This is a genomic window from Bradyrhizobium sp. 139, from assembly GCF_023074175.1.
Lineage (GTDB): Bacteria > Pseudomonadota > Alphaproteobacteria > Rhizobiales > Xanthobacteraceae > Bradyrhizobium.
In genome coordinates, this window is record NZ_JADPKS010000169.1 from 95,338 (window position 1) to 112,358 (window position 17,021).

Here is a 17,021-nt window from a genome sequence, read left to right on the forward strand (position 1 = left end):
GCCCGGTCAAGCCGGACGATGACAGCGAGGTTGTGGCGCGCTTGTTTTGCCTTCTCGCATGTTGCTCTCGTTGTCGCGCTCTTCCTCGCGATCGCGTCTGCTGCCTCGGCCGACGTCGCCGTACCGCAACTCACAGGTCGCGTGGTCGACCAGACCGGCACGCTTTCGAGCGCGGACGTCGCCGCGTTGTCGCAAAAGCTCCGTGACTTCGAGACGCGGAGGGGCAGCCAGGTCGCCGTCCTGATCGTGCCGACCACGGGCCCGGAGACGATCGAGCAGTTCTCGATCCGCGTTGGGGAAGCCTGGAAGGTCGGACGCAAGAAGGTCGACGACGGCGCGATCCTCGTCGTTGCCAAGAACGATCGGCATCTGCGGATCGAGGTCGGCTACGGCCTCGAGGGCGCGCTCACCGACGTCACCTCGCGCCGGATCATCGACGAGGTCATCACTCCAAAGTTCCGAACAGGAGACTTCGCCGGCGGCATCGCGGATGGCGTCGATCGCATGGTTCGCATCATCGACGGCGAGCCTTTGCCGGTTCCCTCGCGCAGCGTAAATTTCGGCAATTTGGAAAACATCGGGGCGATCATCCCGGTCACGCTGTTTGCCTCATTCATCGTCGGCGGAATTCTGCGCACCTTGCTGGGGCAACTGCTGGGCTCGGTCGCGACCGGCAGCCTGATCGGTGTTTTGGCGTTGTTCTTTGTCGGATCTGTCGGCGTTGCCGTGATCGTCGGGTTCATCGGTTTCGTCCTGGCGTTCATCGCCGATCTTTTTCCGAAATCCACGGGCCCATCGCGCGGCGGGTCCTGGTCGAGCGGTTCCTCATCGGGCGGCGGCTGGAGCAGCGGTTCGTCGTCCAGCGATAGCGGCAGCTTCAGCGGCGGCGGCGGCAGCTTTGGCGGCGGCGGTGCCTCGGGGAGCTGGTAGGTCATGAGCATCAGGCGCATTGGCAGGCATCTGCTCCAGCATCATTGGCGGGCAAAGCGGGTGTTTCCGAAGAGCGTGCTCGATCGCATCGAGCAAACGACCAAGCGCAGCGAAGCCACCCATTCGGGTCAGGTCCGCTTCGTGGTCGAAGGTGCGCTCGACGGCGCACCGCTGTTCCGCAACCAGCCGGCCCGCGCGCGCGCGCTCGACGTGTTTTCGCATCTGCGTATCTGGGACACCGCGCACAACAACGGTGTCCTCATCTATCTCCTGCTCGCCGATCGCGATGTCGAAATCGTTGCCGATCGCGGCATCGACGCGAAGGTTGGGACCGAGCGTTGGGAGAGCATCTGCCGTGAGATGGAGGTCGAGTTCGGGTCAGGCCAGTTCGAGCGCGGCGTCATCAAGGGGATCGAGGCGGTGTCCCGGGAGTTGGCAAAGCACTTCCCGCCGCAAGGTCCGCATCGCAACGAGCTGCCGGACGCACCGGTGGTGATGTAGCCCCGGCTGATAGCCCACACTCCGTCATTGCGAGCCAACGGGGCCGCGCTTTGCGCGGACCCGTTGGCTCGCAATGACGATGTGGAAGCGCCGTGCTCCGTTTTGCGAACAGGCACACGCGGCCGCACGCCCCCTAATCATCCAGCTTATTCAAATCCCGCACCGACTGCATGATCGGTTCGAAATTCGAGCGCGCATCCAACGCATCGAACAATTGCGCGGTGTCGTCCAGCAGACCGTGCGACCTCGCAATCGCGATGCGCACGTCTTGCTGTGGCGTATCCGACAGCCGCCCGTGTCCCGACAGCAGAATCTTGGTATCCAGCCCCTTGATGCGCTCCAGCGACTGGAGGTAGTCGGAGATGCTGCCCGAGCCGAACACGCCGCCCATCACGCCGCCGGGCATCAGGGTGTCGGCGGCGAACAAAAGGCCCTTGTCCTGGTCGAACAGCGTGATGCAGGCCGAGGTGTGGCCCGGCGTGTGCATCACGTTGAGGCGGAAATTGCCGAGATCGATCAAATTGCCTTCCTCGAGCCAGATGTCGACGTTGATCGGAACGTTTGGCTCGTTGAACATCTTTCGCAGCATCGAGAAATCGTCGCGCAGCATGATCTTGTTGGCGGCGAGGCGATGAGCCGCGATGAATGTGCGATGCCTATTGAAGTGCCAGGCGGCGCCGATGTGGTCGAGATGCTCGTGGCTCAGCACGACCATGTCGATCTTCTCCGGCGGGCAGCCGGCGAAGTTCAGGCATTCCACCATCGCCGGATAGTTCGATGACAGGCCGACATCGATCAGGATGCTGCGTGCCGAGCCGCGCACCAGATAGGCGTTGGCGGCGCGGTTGGAGAACCGGATCTGGTAGACGTTGTCCGCCGCCTGGATCAGCGAGCAGACGTCGTTCTTCATCAGGATCGGGAAGGCCGTCGGTTTGCGGTCGGTCATGACTGCGCTGCCCGGTAAGTGACGGCGTTGGACGCACGCAGGCGCCTGGAGAGTGCGTCCATCACCATCAGCGCAAACGCCGGCTGCTGGCTGACGAGATAGACGAAGCGGGCGTGGTTGATCCTCATCACCTTCGTGTTCGGCGCCGCCGCGATCGCGGTCGCCGAGCGCGCGGAGCCGTCGATCACGGCCATCTCGCCGAAGAATTCGCCCTTGCCGAGTTTGATGACGCTGGTCTTGCTGGCGCCGCTGATCTTGGCGATCTCGACCTCGCCTTCGAGGACGACGAACAGCTCGCGTCCGGTCGAGCCCTCCTCGAAGATGACGTCATCGACACCAAACTCGTTGATGCACTTGTCGATCGCCATGATACCCCCAAGGACCGTCTGGAGCCCTTCTGGCTGACGGGACAGACATGTTAGCCGGGTAACAGGGGCGGGCAAACAGCCTGTTCGGCGAGATCGTGGCCTGCCGCGGGGCAGCATCGGCTTACAATTTGTTGCGCGCCGCCACGCCGGTTCCACTTTCCGGGCCAAATTCGGCCCCGGATGAGTTCCTAAAACTTCGGTAAGCGGGTCCGAAGGTAAGGAATTCGCAAGCAATGAAAGTTACCAAAAGGTCAATCCAGACTGGAGTATTTGAGCCGTGAGCGAACCAATGCCCGAGCAGGCCGCCCAGGAAACTGCCGTCGAAGCCGCCGCTACCGCGCCGCAGGCCGTCGAGGCTGCCACGGCCAGCTTCGAAGCCCCCTCGATCGCCCCCGATCACGAGGCGCCGCCCAAGCCGGACGCCCCCAGGGTCGAGCCGCCCAAGATCGAGGCTTCAAGGATCGAAGTGCCGAAGTTCGGCGCCAAGCCTGAGGCCGAAGCCAAGGCCCGGATCACGCCCGAGACGAAGCCGGGCAAGCTCATCGTCATGGCGTCCTCGGAGCGCTCCTGGGAGCGCGAGGAGTTTGCCCCGCATGTGAAGGCGGACGAGGCGCGCGAGACCGGCGGCAAGCGCCGGCTGTCGGCGATGGCTGCGGTGGCGGCGATTGCTGCCACCGTCGGCGCCATCAGCGGCGCACTTGCGACCGTCGGCATGCTGCATTTCGCAGCCCCCGCGCCGGCGCAGGTCGCCGACACCAGCGCGCTGGATGCTTCTGTCGCCCGGATCGATGCCGATGTCGTCGCGCTGAAGGCCAACATCGAGCACACCTCCAAGACTGGCGTCAGTCAATTCAACCGGACCAACGACCGCCTCGACAAGCTCGAGAAGGCGCAAGCCGAGCCGATAGCCAAAATCGCAAAACTGTCCGAGACCGTCGACAAGCTCCGCGCCGCGCCGCCCGCCGTTCCTGCGCAGGCCGCCGCAGCCGCCGCGAAGGAGACCACCGGCTCGATCGCGCCGACCCAGGTTGCGACGGCCGCGCCGGCTCCGGTCCCCGCCGCCCCCAAGACCGAGGTCGGCCGGTTGCCGATGGTCGAAGGCTGGGTGCTGCGCGAGGTCACCAACGGCGGTGCGCTGATCGAAGGCCGTGGGGGCCTTTACGAGGTCTATGCCGGCGACCCCATCCCGGGAGTGGGCCGCGTTGATGCGATCCGCCGCCAGGACGGCCGCTGGGTCGTCGTCACCAGCAAGGGCCTGATCGTCGCGCGCTGAGCGTTCGATATCCGATCTTCAAAGAGGCGCTTCACCACCATGTGAAGCGCCTTTTTGCTTGAATAGGCCGGCTTGCACGGTGTTACTGGAGACATGAGCCGCGCGTTGCGAATTCTCGTTGTCGCCGCCGCATTGTTGGGCGGCGCCGTTTCGCTTTTCGCAGCGGAGAACGCGCCGCTGACGCGCGGCACCGCGATCACCGATCCCGGTCTCCTGCGCGAGCTCGACCAGCACGACGCGCTCACGATCTCCCGCTTGTTGTGGCCGGGGCGGAACGCGGACTTTCCGCTGACGACCGACCTGATGTTTTCCTGGCTGCCGCAGCTCAAGCAAATTCCCGCCGCGATCGACGCGGAGTTCGACCGCTACATCGCCCGGCAGAAGGCGGCCTATCCGACCGAGACCATCGGCGTCGGCGAAGGTTTTGACGTGCAGCTGTTCGACCGGGCCAATCTGAAAACCCGTGACACGCGCTTTGTCCTGGCGGGCATCATCAACCGCATGGACCGCGCCTATGTCGCGGAAGACTCCTGCGGCGAGATCCGGCTGATCTATCGGCTGGCGCATTTCGAGACCAGGCCAGACGGCAGCAAGACCGCAACGCGGCTACCGATGACGCTCAATCTGGTGGTGAAAGCCAGGGATGCGCGCCAGACGGACGGGAGCGGCAAGCCCATGACCTGTGCCGAGGTTGCGCGGCGCTGGCTCGAGAATGGCGACTGGCAGGGCCTGATCGGCAGCAGCTTTGATCCCTACGACGCCATGCTCGATCGCATCGAGACCGATATCCAGATCTCCATCGCGGCGAAATCGGCGCTGCACGATTTCCGCGCCGACTATCTGCTCAAAGTGTTCAAGTATGACGCCGCCAGGAAGCGGTTCGAGGAATCGACGCTGGAGAACCAGATCGACCGCGACAGGATCCTCGCCGACGACGCGCTCCGGCGCGACTTCAGGGACTGGCTGCTCGCGCCCGACCATCTTCGCGAGTTCGATCGCGGCACGGTGCTGATCCCTGAAAAATTCCTGGCCAAGGCCGCGGTGGTGCCAACGCCCGCCGGCCTCGACGCTTCGTCGTTGCAGCCGGAGTTCGGCATGATGCAAGGAGAAGGAACAGGGGAGGGCAGAGACAATAAGGGCGAGCCGGTCTTCACCGACAATGACGTGGTCGGCGCCCTGAAGCAGGCGGCGGCGCATGGCATCGATATGCAGAACATCCGCTCGGTCGCGGGCTTCCAGCGCCGCCTCAACGACGTCACCTGTGCCGGCTGCCATCAGACCCGCGGTATCGGCGGCTTCCATTTCCCGGGCGTCGACTGGCTTGCGGACAAGCCGTCCAATTCCAACATCGTGCCAGCCTCGCCGCATTTCTTCGGTGACCAGCTCCGCCGCCGCGATATCCTGACCGCATTCGCCGCGGGCAAACGCCCTGATTTCTCACGCGGATTTGCCAGCCGGCCGCAGACTCGCGGCGGCAGCGAACTGGCCAGCACCGAATATCAGGATGGCTGGGGCGCCCATTGTTCCCTGCAAAATGCAGGATCGGGAACGCTGGATAAGAGTTTTACGTCATGGAGCTGTGCTAAGGGTCTCGCCTGTCAGGCTGCCGCGGCCTCGAGCCGCATCGGCATGTGCTTCATCAAGACGCGCTAAACCGATTTGGATGACCCATGACTGATACCAGTGACGCCAACAAGGAGCGCAATCGCGAGATCGCGCGCAATGAGGAAGCCAAGCAGGTCACCGGCAGCATCCGCGTGAGCACCTGGGCGGTCGCAGTGGTCGTCATGGTCGGAGGGATTTTGTTCACGCTTGGCTGGCTGGCGTTGCGGTAACTGCGCTTTCTTTCGTCATGCCAGGGCTTGTCCCGGCACCACGCGAAGCGACGGGATACGTTGCCGATTGTTATACCGAGATGGTCCCGCGCCCTTACCCCACCGCTCCTTTCGACCGCAGCTGCTTGATCGCGTTCTCGTCGTATCCCGCCTTGCGCAAAATCTCGTCACTGTGCTCGCCGACGCCGGGCGGTTTGCGCGGCTGCACTTTCTTGGCGCCGTCGATCCAGATCGGGCTGGAGATGGTGAGCATGGTGTCGTTCTCGAACGGCACCAGCACCTCGTTGTCGAGCATCTGCTTGTCGTTCGGGATATCGTCCAAAATGCCGACGACGCCGAACACGAGGCCGTTGCCGTCGAGGATCTTGCGCCATTCGGCCAGATCCCTGGTGGCGAAGGTGTCGTCCAGAATCTTGATCAGCTCGACCGAGCGGGCATGGCGGTCGGCTTTGGTGGCGAAGCGCGCATCTGCGATCAGGTCTTCGCGCCCGAGGCATTTGGCCAGCGTCGGCCACTGCCTCTCCTCGTTGAGCAGCGACAGGATCAGCCAGCGGCCGTCCTTGCACTGGTAGTGGTTGGCGACTGCATTCAGTGCGCGCTCGCGCGGGCGCCGCTCGCCGAATTTGGCGCCGCAGAGTTTTGCCTGCGCCAGCACGCTCGCCGCCCACACCCCGTTCGCCATCAGATTGGAGGCGACATGCGAGCCCTTGCCGGTCTTCTCGCGCTGATAGAGCGCGGTGACGATCGCGCCGTAGAACGCCATGGCGCAGGGGTGATCGCCCATTCCGGCGACCGAGCGGGCCGGCGTCGTGTCGGTATCGGCGCGGACGAGGTCCATCAGGCCGGAGCGCGCCCAATAGGCGTTGCTGTCGAAGCCGGGCTTATTGGCTTCCTCGCCCTTCTCGCCGTAGCCGGTGAAGGAGGCGTAGATCAGCCGGTCGTTGAGATGAGCGAGGTGGTCATAGGTGATGCCGAGCTTGGCGCGCACCGGTGGCGGCATGTTGGTGATGAAGACATCGGCCTCTTCCACCAGCTTATAGAGCACGGCCTGCGCCTCCGGCTTGGAGAGGTCGAGCGCGAGACTCCTTTTGTTGCGGGCCTCCAGCAGCCAGGCGAAATTGTGCTCGCCGGTCGGATAGCCCGGCAGGTTGGGCAGATTGCGGTAGGGGTCGCCGGCGCCGGGCGGCTCGATCTTGACGACGTCGGCGCCGAAATCCGACAGCACGGTCGCAGCCGCAGGCGCAGCGATGAAGCTCGCGCAGTCCAGAACCTTCAGCCCGGCAAAAATGCCCTTTTCCATCGCGGCGCCGCTCCCTCGGTCTTGTCGTTTCCCGCGCGCTGGAATTGGCGCGGGCACATCATGGGAGCATTAGACTGATGTTTCGGTGGGATGCAACGCTCCTCGCGGGCCTCACTCCTCGCCCGCGAGCAGGGCAGCATTGCCGCCAGCTGCCGCGGTGTTGATCGTCACCGTCTGCTCGGTTGCAAAGCGCGCAAGATAATGCGGGCCGCCGGCCTTCGGGCCGGTTCCGGACAGGCCGTTGCCGCCGAACGGCTGCACGCCGACCACGGCGCCGATCATGTTGCGGTTGACATAGATGTTGCCGACCTGCATGCGGTCGATGATCGCCTCAACGGTGTCGTCGATGCGGGAATGGACGCCGAGCGTGAGGCCATAGCCGCTGCGCTCGATCGCTTGCAGCACGCCGTCGAGGTTTTCCGCGCGATAGCGCACGACATGCAGGATCGGGCCGAATACCTCCTCGGTGAGCTGGCTGGCTTCCTTGAGTTCGAAAATGTGCGGGGCGACGAAGCAGCCGTCGGGCGCGGTGCCGGCAAAGTGCAATCGCGCTTGCGACTTCGTCCGCGCAATATGCGCATCGAGGCGCTGCTTGGCCTCGAGGTCGATCACCGGACCGACATGGGTTGCGACATCGCTTGCATTGCCGATCCTGAGCTCGCGCGCCGCGCCCGCGATCATCTCGATCATGCGGTCGGCGACGTCCTCCTGGACGAACAGCAGCCGCAGCGCCGAGCAGCGCTGGCCGGCAGAACGGAAGGCCGATGTCACGACGTCGTCGGCGACCTGCTCGGGCAGCGCTGTCGCATCCGCAATCATGGCATTGATGCCGCCGGTCTCTGCGATCAGCGGCACGATCGGTCCGTCCTTGGCCGCAAGCGTGCGGTTGATCGCGCGGGCGACCTCCGTCGAGCCGGTGAAGACGACGCCGGCGATGTCGGCATGCGCAGTCAGCACCGCGCCGATGCGGCCGTCGCCAGTGACGAGATGCAGCGCGCTTGTGGGGATGCCGGCCTCGTGCAGGAGCCGCACGGCGTCAAGCGCGATGCGGGGGGTCTGCTCGGCGGGTTTCGCCACCACGCTATTGCCGGCCATCAACGCCGCCGTGACCTGGCCCAGGAAGATCGCCAGCGGAAAATTCCAGGGCGAGATCGCCACGAAGACGCCGCGGCCGCGCATGGCGAGCGCATTGCTTTCTCCGGTCGGGCCCGGCATCGCCGCCTCGCTGCCGAACAGCTTTCGGCCCTGCGCGGCATAATAGCGGCAGAAATCCGCGGCCTCGCGCAGTTCCGACAGCGCATCATCGAGCGTCTTGCCGCCCTCGACTTGCAGCAACGCGATGAAATGGGCGCTGCGGCTCTCCAGGAGATGCGCCGCCTGCTCCAGTGCCGCCGCGCGCGTGGCCGCCGGCGTTCGGCTCCACGCGGTAAAACCCGCGCGCGCGGCGGCCACCGCGGCACTCGCCCGATCCGGTGTTGCGTCGGCGACTGGATTGAAGTCGAGCGTCTCGGCCTTGACGTCCGCCAGCAGCAGATCGAGCGCGGCGCGCTCGCCAAATTCGATGCCGCGCGAATTCCGCCGCTCCGGTGCGAACAGGTCGCCCGGCAGGGGAATCTTCGCATGATGCGCCTGATCCGGCCGCACGATCAGGTCTGGCGGGCGCTTCAGCAGCGCCGAAACCGGCACCCGGTAATCTGCAGCCTGTGCCACGAAGGATGAATTGGCGCCGTTTTCCAGCAGCCGCCGCACCAGATAGGCGAGCAGGTCGCGATGACTGCCGACCGGCGCATAGGTGCGGTAGGCGATCTCGGGGTGATCCTTGGCAAGCTGCTCGTAGAGCGCTTCGCCCATGCCGTGGAGGCGTTGGAATTCGAATCCGCTGCTGCCGCCCGCAAGCTCCAGCACGGTCGCGACGCTCAGCGCGTTGTGGGTGGCGAATTGCGGGAAGATGCGCGGCCGCAAGGCAAGAAGCCTCGAGGCGCAGGCGACGTAGTTCAGATCCGTCATCGCCTTGCGCGTGAACACGGGATAGCCGTCGAGCCCGCGCTCCTGGGCGCGCTTGATCTCGGTGTCCCAATAGGCGCCCTTGACCAGCCGCACCATCAGCTTGCGGTCATGCGCGCGCGAGAGTTCATCGACATAGTCGATTACCGCGCTGGCGCGCTTCTGATAGGCCTGGACCGCAAGCCCAAATCCGTCCCAGCCCTCGAGCGAGGGATCGGCGAGCGTTGCCGCGATCACGTCGAGCGACAGCTCGAGCCGATCGGCCTCCTCGGCATCGACCGTGAAGTTGAGCTCGTAGGACTTGGCGCGCCTGGCGAGATCGAGCAGGAGCGGCACCAGCTCGGCCATCACACGCGCGCGACTGATCGCTTCGAAGCGCGGATGCAAGGCCGAGAGTTTGACCGAGATGCCGGGACGGTCGGGCAGGGCATGGCTGCCGGCCGCCTTGCCGATTGTTTCGATCGCGCTCGCATACGCGTCGAAATAGCGCTTCGCGTCCGCAGCCGTGCGCGCGCCTTCGCCGAGCATGTCGAAGGAATAGCGCGGCTTCTGGCCGGAGCGCGGCCGGCCCCGCTCCAGCGCCTGCTCGATGGTCTCACCCAGCACGAAATGATTGCCCATCAGCCGCATCGCCTGGCGCGTGGCGGTGCGCACCGCCGGCGCGCCGAGCCGCTTCACCAGCCGGCCGATGGTGCCGTCCGGCGTCTCGCCGGGCTGGATCACCCGCGCCGAGAGGCCGAGCGCCCAGGCCGAGGCGTTGACCAGGAAGGCGGTCGACTTGGTCTCGTGGTGGATGAAATCGCCCTCGCCGAGCTTGTCCTCGATGAACTGGTCCGCCGTGCGCGCGTCCGGCACGCGCAGCAGCGCCTCCGCCAGCACCATCAGCGCCAGCCCTTCCTTGGTCGAGAGTGCGAACTCCCGCAGCATGTCCTCGACCCCGCCAAGCCCATCGTCCCGCTTGCGGATCGCCTCGACCAGCCGCGTCGCGGTGCGGTCGATCCGTGCCTCCTGCGGCGGGGACAGATGCGAGGCCGGCAAGAGGCGCGCGGCAATGTCGGCATCATCGGGCGCGTAGGGGGCGGAGAAGGGAGGCGGGATGTTCGGCATGGCATGTCCTGTCGTTGAGATCCAGGATAAGATCCACGTTACCGTAGTTCGATAGACAATTTAGCCATTTTGCCTTAGAAAATGAAGACCATATCCACCTCGGCCGTATAATATATGGAACTCGATCGAATTGACCGTAAAATCCTCTCGATTTTGCAGCAGGACGGGCGAATCGCCAATGTCGAACTCGCCGAGCGCATCGGGCTGTCGCCGACGTCGGTCGGTGAGCGGCTGAAGCGCTTGCAGCGTGAGGGCTTCGTCGAGGGCTATGGGGCACGGCTCAATCCGCATCGGCTCGGCCTTGGGCTTCTGGTGTTCGTCGAGGTGCTGCTCGACAAGACCACGCCCGACAATTTCGAACGCTTCGCGCGCGCGGTGAAACTCGCGCCCGAGGTGCTGGAGTGTCACATGGTTGCAGGCGGCTTCGACTATCTTGTGAAGGCGCGGCTCGCGGACATGACCGCGTATCGGCGCTTCCTCGGTGAGACCCTGCTGTCGATGCCGGGGGTGCGCGAGACGCGCACCTATGCGGTGATGGAGGAGATCAAGCGCGACGCCCCGTTGCCGGTGGACTAACGAAGTGCCGCCGCGATTGTCATTGCTGTGGCGTTGAACAAGCGGTCTTCGCAGAAAAAATAGCTCTCCTCGTGCAACCACAACGCCTGTCGTCGAATGCACTGACCGTCTTCTAAAATTGTCTTGGCCCGTTCCCGGACAAATCCGGGAGGCAGAAAAAGGCTGGCGGGCTTATACTTTGAGGTTCTCCGCGGAGCTCTTGCCCCGGTTTGCGATCTCTTCGTATTCCACCGTCTGTCCTTCGTTGAGCGAGGACAGGCCGGCTTTTTGCACTGCCGAGATATGCACGAACACATCCTTGCCGCCCGACGCAGGCTGGATAAATCCATAACCCTTCGTCGGGTTGAACCACTTGACCGTACCTTTAGCCATCACGTCTTCTCCGCGGGTCTTCCTCCGAGATCTCGAACCGCCAGTCCCCGCCAACCGGCCGGTTCGGTCCTAACACGATACGCGGAATGTGGCCGGCTTGGTAGCTCAAACCACATCGGCATTTTGCCGAATTCCGCTCAACTTCGCGGCGTTTTTGCCGAGTTTGCCCGTTTCGCGGTCAATTGATCCGCACGCCGCGAGCCATCGGTCAATAAGTCGCGGCCAGATAGTCGACGATCTTGCCGACATCGGCATCGTCGATCGGGGCGCCATAGACCTTGATCATCTTGGTCACCTCGGCCTGCCAAAAACCTTTCTTGTCCTTCATCGGCGGCTGCGTGTTGATGTAGTCGGCCGAGTGGCAGGCGCTGCAATTGCCTTGCACCACCTCGAGATTGGGACCGGGCTTGAAGGCGGCGATCTCGTCCGGAAGCTGGTAATTGACGGGCGCTGCGGTCACGGCGCTGATGCCGGCGGCGAAGGCGAGCGAGATGGCGAGGAGAACGGTGCGCTGCATGATCAATTCTCCCTCAGGCCACGCTGACGCGGACGGTTTCGACGACGTTGCGTAGATAACCCGCCGGATTCCAGCGCGGCGCATCCGGCTGGGTCTCGCCGCCATTGCCGGTGGCGCGCACCTTGAACTCGTAGGCGCCCGCCGCGAGCTTCACCGGCAGTGTCCATTCACGGAATGAGTATTTGCCAAGATCCTTGCCGAGCTTGGCGCTCGTCCAGGTCTTGCCGCCGTCGGTGGAGACCTGGACGTCCTTGATGCCCTTGCCGCCGTCGAAGGCGATACCGCGCAGCGTCGTGCCGCCTGCTTTCAGCTTGGCCCCGTCACTGAGACTGGTGATGAAAGAGCGGATGGTGAAGCGGTTGATCGGGATCGTCGCCTTCGGTGCGGTGCCCGGCTCGACCGCATTGTTCGGCGTGTCTGGAATGCGATAGGCCGACTTCATCCAGAAGCCGTCATAGATGGTGTCGACGACGGTGATCTCGTTGAGGTGCTTGACCCAGTAGGTGCCGTAATAGCCGGGCACGATCAGGCGCAGCGGAAAGCCGTTGAGGAACGGCAGGTCCTCGCCATTCATGCCATAGGCCAGCATCACCTCGCCATCGGTGGCGTGATCGATATCGAGGGCCTTGACGAAATCGGGTGTCTTGTCGCTGGCCGGGCCGTCCATGCCGTTGAAAGCGACCTGCCTGGCGCCGCTCTGCACGCCTGCCATCTCCAGCACAGCCTTGAGCGGCACGCCGCGCCAGCGCGCATTGCCCATCGCGCCGTTGGCGAGCTGGCCGCCGGCGACGCGCGGCTCGAAGAAGCCGCGGCTGTTGCCGGAGCACTGGTTGACGGCGACGATCTCGCTCGCCTTCATCTTCCTGATGTCCTTGAGCGACAACTTGAGCGGCTTGTCGACTTTGCCCTTGACCTCAAGCGTGAACTTGTCGGGGTCGAGATTGTAGGGCAGGTCCGAGAGGTGGTAGCGCACGAAGAACGCGCTGTTCGGCGTGATCGGACCGTCGTTGAATACTGCGAACGGCGTCTCGAGCTGCGGCGGCCGGCTGGTCAGTCCGATCATGGGCCGCTTCTGCGGAAACTTTACCAGCGGCCGCTCGCCATTGGCGAAAGGCAGGGTGACGGTATCGAGAGCCAGCGCCTTGGGTGAATTCAGTGTGGCCGCAATAGCGGCGAAGCCCGCTCCTTTGAGCAGGTCGCGTCGATCGAGCATGTGGTCTCCTCCCGGAGTTTTTCGTTGGATGGCGGTCATCATCGCCATGCCGCGCTCATCTGTCGCAACGACGCAGATGAAGTCAATTCGTGCTTTCGCAGCAGGCCCATGCCGCTGCGTTGCAGCAACCCGGTGTTACGCTGCGATTTAGTTTGGTCGAATCAATTTGGCCGCGAGCTCGCTGCACCTCTCCCGCTTACGGGAGAGGTCGGCGCGTAGCGCCGGGTGAGGGCTTTCTTCTCTAGGGGAGTGTCTCGTTGCGGAGATACCCTCTCCCCGACCCTCTCCCGCAGGCGGGAGAGGGAGCGCACCTTCGCACGTGGCTTAGGCCGCGACGCGCGCACCGACGTCGACGAGCGCCGACAGCTCCCTGGCGTCCGCGACGACGCGCACGGCCATCGGCTCGTCGCGGCCGCGGATCGCGACCTCCTGTTGTGGCAGCGCGTCGTCGGCAAGGCCGGCGGTGCGGCAGACTTCCTCCGAGACCACGGCTTCGCAGGCCAGCGTCTTGGTCATGTCCTGGAGTCGGGCGGCGACGTTGACGGCATCGCCGAGCGCCGTGAACACGATGTGATCGCGATAGCCGATGTCGCCGATGATGACTTCGCCGCCGTGAAGGCCGATGCCGAAGCGGATTGGCTGACGCAGATCGTGGCTCAGGAGCTCGTTGAGTTCGTCGATATGCGTGGCAATGCCTGCGGTGGCCTTCAGCGCCTGCCGGCAGGCGGTCTGCGGATCGGCGGTGAGGCCGAACAGCGCCAGCATGCCGTCGCCGACGAACTGGTTCGGCTGGCCGCCGTTCTCGATCACCGCCTGCGAGACGGCGCCGAGAAAGCGGTTGACGATGAAGACGGTGTCGAACGGCAGCCGCTTCTCGGCAAGCTGCGTCGAGCCGCGCATGTCCACGAACAGGCTGACGAGATAACGCTCCTGGCCGATCCGCGCCGGCGCGGAAGCATGCGCATTCGCCGACAGCGTGTGCGGCATGAAGAGCTGGAAGAAGGAGAGGTCGGAGTCCGGCCGCAGCTGGCAGGCGAGCCTGATCGAGGGATCGGCGGTGCCGACGCGCGCGAGCACGAAGGCTTCGCGCTGCGACGGCTCGGGCAGGGCGGCATGGTCGCCGATGATGCGGATGCGGCAGGTCGAGCAGCGAGCGCGGCCGCCGCAGACGCTGGCATGCGGCACATTGTGACGCAGACTTGCCTCCAGCACGGAGAGGCCCTTCGGCACGCGCACTGTCTTGCCATTGCCGTAGGACAGCGCGATCATGCCGCCGCGGCGTTCGCGCAAGGCGCGTACGCCGCGCGCCCCTAGCGCCAGCCCGAGCAGTCCCAAATAGCCGATGGTGAGACCGCCGGTGATGCGGTCGAGCGTCTCGGCCTCAGCCGTCGTGCCGAGCTGGCGGCGGGTGAGATTGTGCGTGCGCCACTCCCCGTCGTCGGCCTCGGCTATGACGCTGCGTCCGCCCTGGTAGACGCCGAGCAGCGCCAGCGCCGGGATCAGCACGGCAGCCGCGAGCAGATAGGGCGCGGCGCGCGTGAAGAACGGCTTGAGGCGGACCCAGAAATAGATGCCGATGCAGCCGTGTATCCAGGCGATGATCAGCAGGATTGTCATGGTCCAGATGCGGTTCGACGCGACGAAGAACAGATAGAGCTCCTGCGGATAGAGCTTCTGGTGCCCGTACAGCGTCTGTCCGAGCCTTACGCCGATCACATGCGCCATGACGAGTGCAGGAATGCTCAGTCCGAGCACGAGCTGGAGCGGCTCGATCGTCTTCCAGCGGAACTGCCGGCGCTGGTACAGCGCGTAGACGCCGAGCCCCATATGAACGATGGCGGCGCCATAGAACACGATCGCAACAGGCAGGAACTGCCAGAACAGCGTGTGGTAGTAGACCCCGATCTCCATGGCATCGACTGAGATGTTGCCGAGCGCGTGGTTGAGGAAATGGCTGACCACGTAGGAGAACAGGATGATGCCGCAGACTAGCCGGACCTGCCGCAGGCTGGTCGCGCGGGAAAGTTCGGACAATCGTGAGGGTGCGGTGGCGGCCATGATTCGCTTGTATCAGTTCATCAAGGAGAACAGCCAGCGTGGCGTTTAATTCCGGGGGCGGACAGCTCGCCCGATCACATGCGCGGCCGGCGGGTCAACACTCCGCCGTCGTCCCGGACAAGCGCCGCATAGCGGCGCGCCGATCCGGCACCCATAGCCACAGGGAGTAGTGTGGCGCCGGCTGGTAACCGCGACTCTTCGCCAAACCCCTGCCTGTGGCTATGGGTCCCGGCCTCGCGACTACGTCGCGCCCGGGACGACGGTGGCCCCTCGCATTGACTCCCCCACCCAGGTTGGCGAAAAGCGCGGCCGTGACGACAGCCCCTGACATCACCGTGCCCCCCAACGGCGCCGCGCGCCGTTCCCTCGTCATGGCCGCGCTGATCATCGCCGCGATGACGGTGCTGCGCATCGTCTACGCCTCAGCGATCGAGCTGCGCACCGACGAGGCCTATTACTGGACCTGGTCGAAGGAGGCCGCGTTCAGCTTCCTCGATCACCCCCCCATGATCGCCTGGTTCATCCGTTTTGGCACCGCGATCTTCGGCGACACCGCTCTCGGTGTGCGCTTCGGCGGCATCGTCGCGATGCTGGTGATGCAGCTGCTGCTCGCTGGCATCGTCCGCCGCCTCACCCATGATGTGCGCGCCGTTGTTTTCGCGGTGCTGATGCCGGAGGCCGCGCTCTATTACGGCCTGCTGATGGCCAAGGTCGCGCCCGACGTTGCCATGATCCCGTTTGCGGTGGCCATGATGTGGTCCCTGGTGCGGCTCGCGCAGGGCGGCCATGGACGCTGGTGGCTGGCGGCGGGCCTGTTCGCCGGACTGTCGATGCTGTCGAAGTTCACCGCGGTCATGTTCGCGCCGGCGGTCGCCGCGTTTCTGCTGGTGCCGGATTGGCGCTGGCGCTGGCTGCGCAGTCCCTACCCTTATCTCGCGGTACTGGTCGCAATTGCCGTGTTCTCGCCGGTGCTGATCTGGAATGCGCAGCACGATTGGGCTTCGTTCCGCTTCCAGGGCGTGCGCGCGACCGCCAATTACGGCATCTCGCTGCGCACGATCGGCGATTACATCGGCCTGCAATTCGGCCTGGTTGGCTTCGTCATGCTGCCGGTGGTGTTGACTGGCCTCGTGATGACGGCGTGGCGCGGCTATCGCACGCGCGAGCCGGTCGCGATCTTGCTGTCAACCGCGGTGCTGGTGCCGTTCCTCTATTTCTTCTTCAAGTCGATGACGCTCAGGGTCGGCGACACTTGGCCGATGTTCATGTGGCCGGTCGGTTTTGCCGCTGCCGCTGTCAACCCTGTCATGCTGTCGCGTGAAAACTGGTCGGCGCGGATGATCCGGTCGAGCATTTTCTGGATCAGAACGGCCATCGTCTCGGGCATCGCCTTCGTCGTGATCGTGTTCCTCTACTACGTCGCCGCGCCCTGGAATCTCCTGGGCAGGATCGATCCGATCGGCGCCGAGGCCGGCTACGAGCAGGTCGCGGCGCGTGCGCAGGCCGCGCTCGACCAGACCGGTGCGACCTGGATCGCGACCACGGACTACCGCACCTACGCCATGATGCGTTGGCTGTTCAGGGGCCGCGTGCCCGTGATCGAGATCAACGAGCGCGGCCGCTTCCAGGATTTTGGCGATCCCGGCATGGACCGAATCAGCGGGCATGCGGGCATCTATGTCGGGCGAGAGCCGGACAATCGTTCGTCGCTGTGGGAGAATATCCCCGCCAGGCGCGAGCCGCTTGGCCAAGTCGAACGATGCTGGCGCGGCCTGGTGATCGACACCTATGTGCTTGAGAAGCTGACCGGCTGGACGCCGGAGCTGTCGCCGCCGAAGAACTCGCCGCTGTTTCAGTGGCGCGTGTTGGCGGGGGAATTTACATCGCTCGCGACATTTGCGTAGGTCGGGAAGCAGTAACCTTGTCCAGCGGATGGATGGGTAACAGAACAGACCGGATGGATGGGTGACATTGGTTCATGGTTTGGTCGGCTGCGGCGCTGCGCTAGCGCAGCGCCACAA

General features: G+C 64.6%; 15 protein-coding genes. 7 read left to right on the forward strand and 8 right to left on the reverse strand.

The window, feature by feature from the left end; translation table 11 throughout:
* Positions 1-18: 18 nt before the first annotated feature.
* On the forward strand, positions 19-930 hold the full coding sequence (locus IVA80_RS36045; RefSeq protein WP_247439864.1) for a YgcG family protein: 912 nt from the start codon (positions 19-21) through the stop codon (positions 928-930).
* Between the two features lie 3 nt (positions 931-933).
* Positions 934-1,431 carry a TPM domain-containing protein gene (locus IVA80_RS36050; protein WP_247439865.1) on the forward strand — a complete coding sequence of 166 codons (498 nt, stop codon included), beginning with the start codon at positions 934-936 and terminating at the stop codon, positions 1,429-1,431.
* 133 nt (positions 1,432-1,564) lie between these two features.
* On the opposite strand, the gene IVA80_RS36055 is transcribed toward IVA80_RS36050, so the two are convergent.
* Together IVA80_RS36055 and IVA80_RS36060 are read right to left on the reverse strand one after the other, a co-directional pair.
* Complete coding sequence (locus tag IVA80_RS36055; protein WP_247439866.1) at positions 1,565-2,377, reverse strand: MBL fold metallo-hydrolase; 813 nt, start codon at positions 2,375-2,377, stop codon at positions 1,565-1,567.
* A complete protein-coding gene (locus IVA80_RS36060; RefSeq protein ID WP_247439867.1) occupies positions 2,374-2,745 on the reverse strand; it encodes a Crp/Fnr family transcriptional regulator in 372 nt (123 codons plus the stop codon). The genes IVA80_RS36055 and IVA80_RS36060 overlap by 4 nt, the downstream gene beginning before the upstream one ends.
* 289 nt (positions 2,746-3,034) lie before the next feature.
* Here IVA80_RS36060 and IVA80_RS36065 point away from each other — a divergent pair, with 289 nt between their 5' ends.
* From IVA80_RS36065 to IVA80_RS36075, 3 genes are all read left to right on the forward strand, one after another.
* On the forward strand, positions 3,035-4,018 hold the full coding sequence (locus tag IVA80_RS36065; RefSeq protein WP_247439878.1) for a hypothetical protein: 984 nt from the start codon (positions 3,035-3,037) through the stop codon (positions 4,016-4,018).
* Between the two features lie 93 nt (positions 4,019-4,111).
* Positions 4,112-5,671 carry a hypothetical protein gene (locus IVA80_RS36070; protein ID WP_247439868.1) on the forward strand — a complete coding sequence of 520 codons (1,560 nt, stop codon included), beginning with the start codon at positions 4,112-4,114 and terminating at the stop codon, positions 5,669-5,671.
* A gap of 17 nt (positions 5,672-5,688) precedes the next feature.
* Entirely contained in the window at positions 5,689-5,853 is a 165-nt protein-coding gene (locus IVA80_RS36075) for a hypothetical protein (protein WP_247439869.1), read from the forward strand.
* Between the two features lie 94 nt (positions 5,854-5,947).
* Here the strand turns inward: IVA80_RS36075 and IVA80_RS36080 are convergent, their stop codons facing one another.
* Together IVA80_RS36080 and putA are read right to left on the reverse strand one after the other, a co-directional pair.
* Positions 5,948-7,153: a CoA transferase gene (locus IVA80_RS36080; protein WP_247439870.1), complete on the reverse strand. Its 1,206-nt coding sequence runs from the start codon at positions 7,151-7,153 to the stop codon at positions 5,948-5,950.
* Positions 7,154-7,264: 111 nt separating this feature from the next.
* Positions 7,265-10,264 (reverse strand): bifunctional proline dehydrogenase/L-glutamate gamma-semialdehyde dehydrogenase PutA, encoded by a 3,000-nt coding sequence (gene putA, locus IVA80_RS36085; RefSeq protein WP_247439871.1) that lies wholly within the window; start codon positions 10,262-10,264, stop codon positions 7,265-7,267.
* A 114-nt stretch (positions 10,265-10,378) separates the two neighbouring features.
* Here putA and IVA80_RS36090 point away from each other — a divergent pair, with 114 nt between their 5' ends.
* On the forward strand, positions 10,379-10,840 hold the full coding sequence (locus tag IVA80_RS36090; RefSeq protein WP_038954741.1) for an Lrp/AsnC ligand binding domain-containing protein: 462 nt from the start codon (positions 10,379-10,381) through the stop codon (positions 10,838-10,840).
* 171 nt (positions 10,841-11,011) lie between these two features.
* Here the strand turns inward: IVA80_RS36090 and IVA80_RS36095 are convergent, their stop codons facing one another.
* From IVA80_RS36095 to IVA80_RS36110, 4 genes are all read right to left on the reverse strand, one after another.
* On the reverse strand, positions 11,012-11,212 hold the full coding sequence (locus IVA80_RS36095; protein WP_007596519.1) for a cold shock domain-containing protein: 201 nt from the start codon (positions 11,210-11,212) through the stop codon (positions 11,012-11,014).
* 208 nt (positions 11,213-11,420) lie between these two features.
* The gene (locus tag IVA80_RS36100; RefSeq protein ID WP_247439872.1) at positions 11,421-11,729 is read right to left on the reverse strand and encodes a cytochrome c; all 309 of its coding nucleotides are present in this window, start codon (positions 11,727-11,729) and stop codon (positions 11,421-11,423) included.
* A 13-nt stretch (positions 11,730-11,742) separates the two neighbouring features.
* The gene (locus tag IVA80_RS36105) at positions 11,743-12,942 is read right to left on the reverse strand and encodes a molybdopterin-dependent oxidoreductase (RefSeq protein ID WP_247439873.1); all 1,200 of its coding nucleotides are present in this window, start codon (positions 12,940-12,942) and stop codon (positions 11,743-11,745) included.
* Between the two features lie 324 nt (positions 12,943-13,266).
* A complete protein-coding gene (locus IVA80_RS36110; RefSeq protein ID WP_247439874.1) occupies positions 13,267-15,000 on the reverse strand; it encodes an adenylate/guanylate cyclase domain-containing protein in 1,734 nt (577 codons plus the stop codon).
* A 371-nt stretch (positions 15,001-15,371) separates the two neighbouring features.
* On the opposite strand from IVA80_RS36110, the gene IVA80_RS36115 reads away from it, so the two are divergent.
* Positions 15,372-16,904 carry a glycosyltransferase family 39 protein gene (locus IVA80_RS36115; protein ID WP_247439879.1) on the forward strand — a complete coding sequence of 511 codons (1,533 nt, stop codon included), beginning with the start codon at positions 15,372-15,374 and terminating at the stop codon, positions 16,902-16,904.
* Positions 16,905-17,021 lie beyond the last annotated feature (117 nt).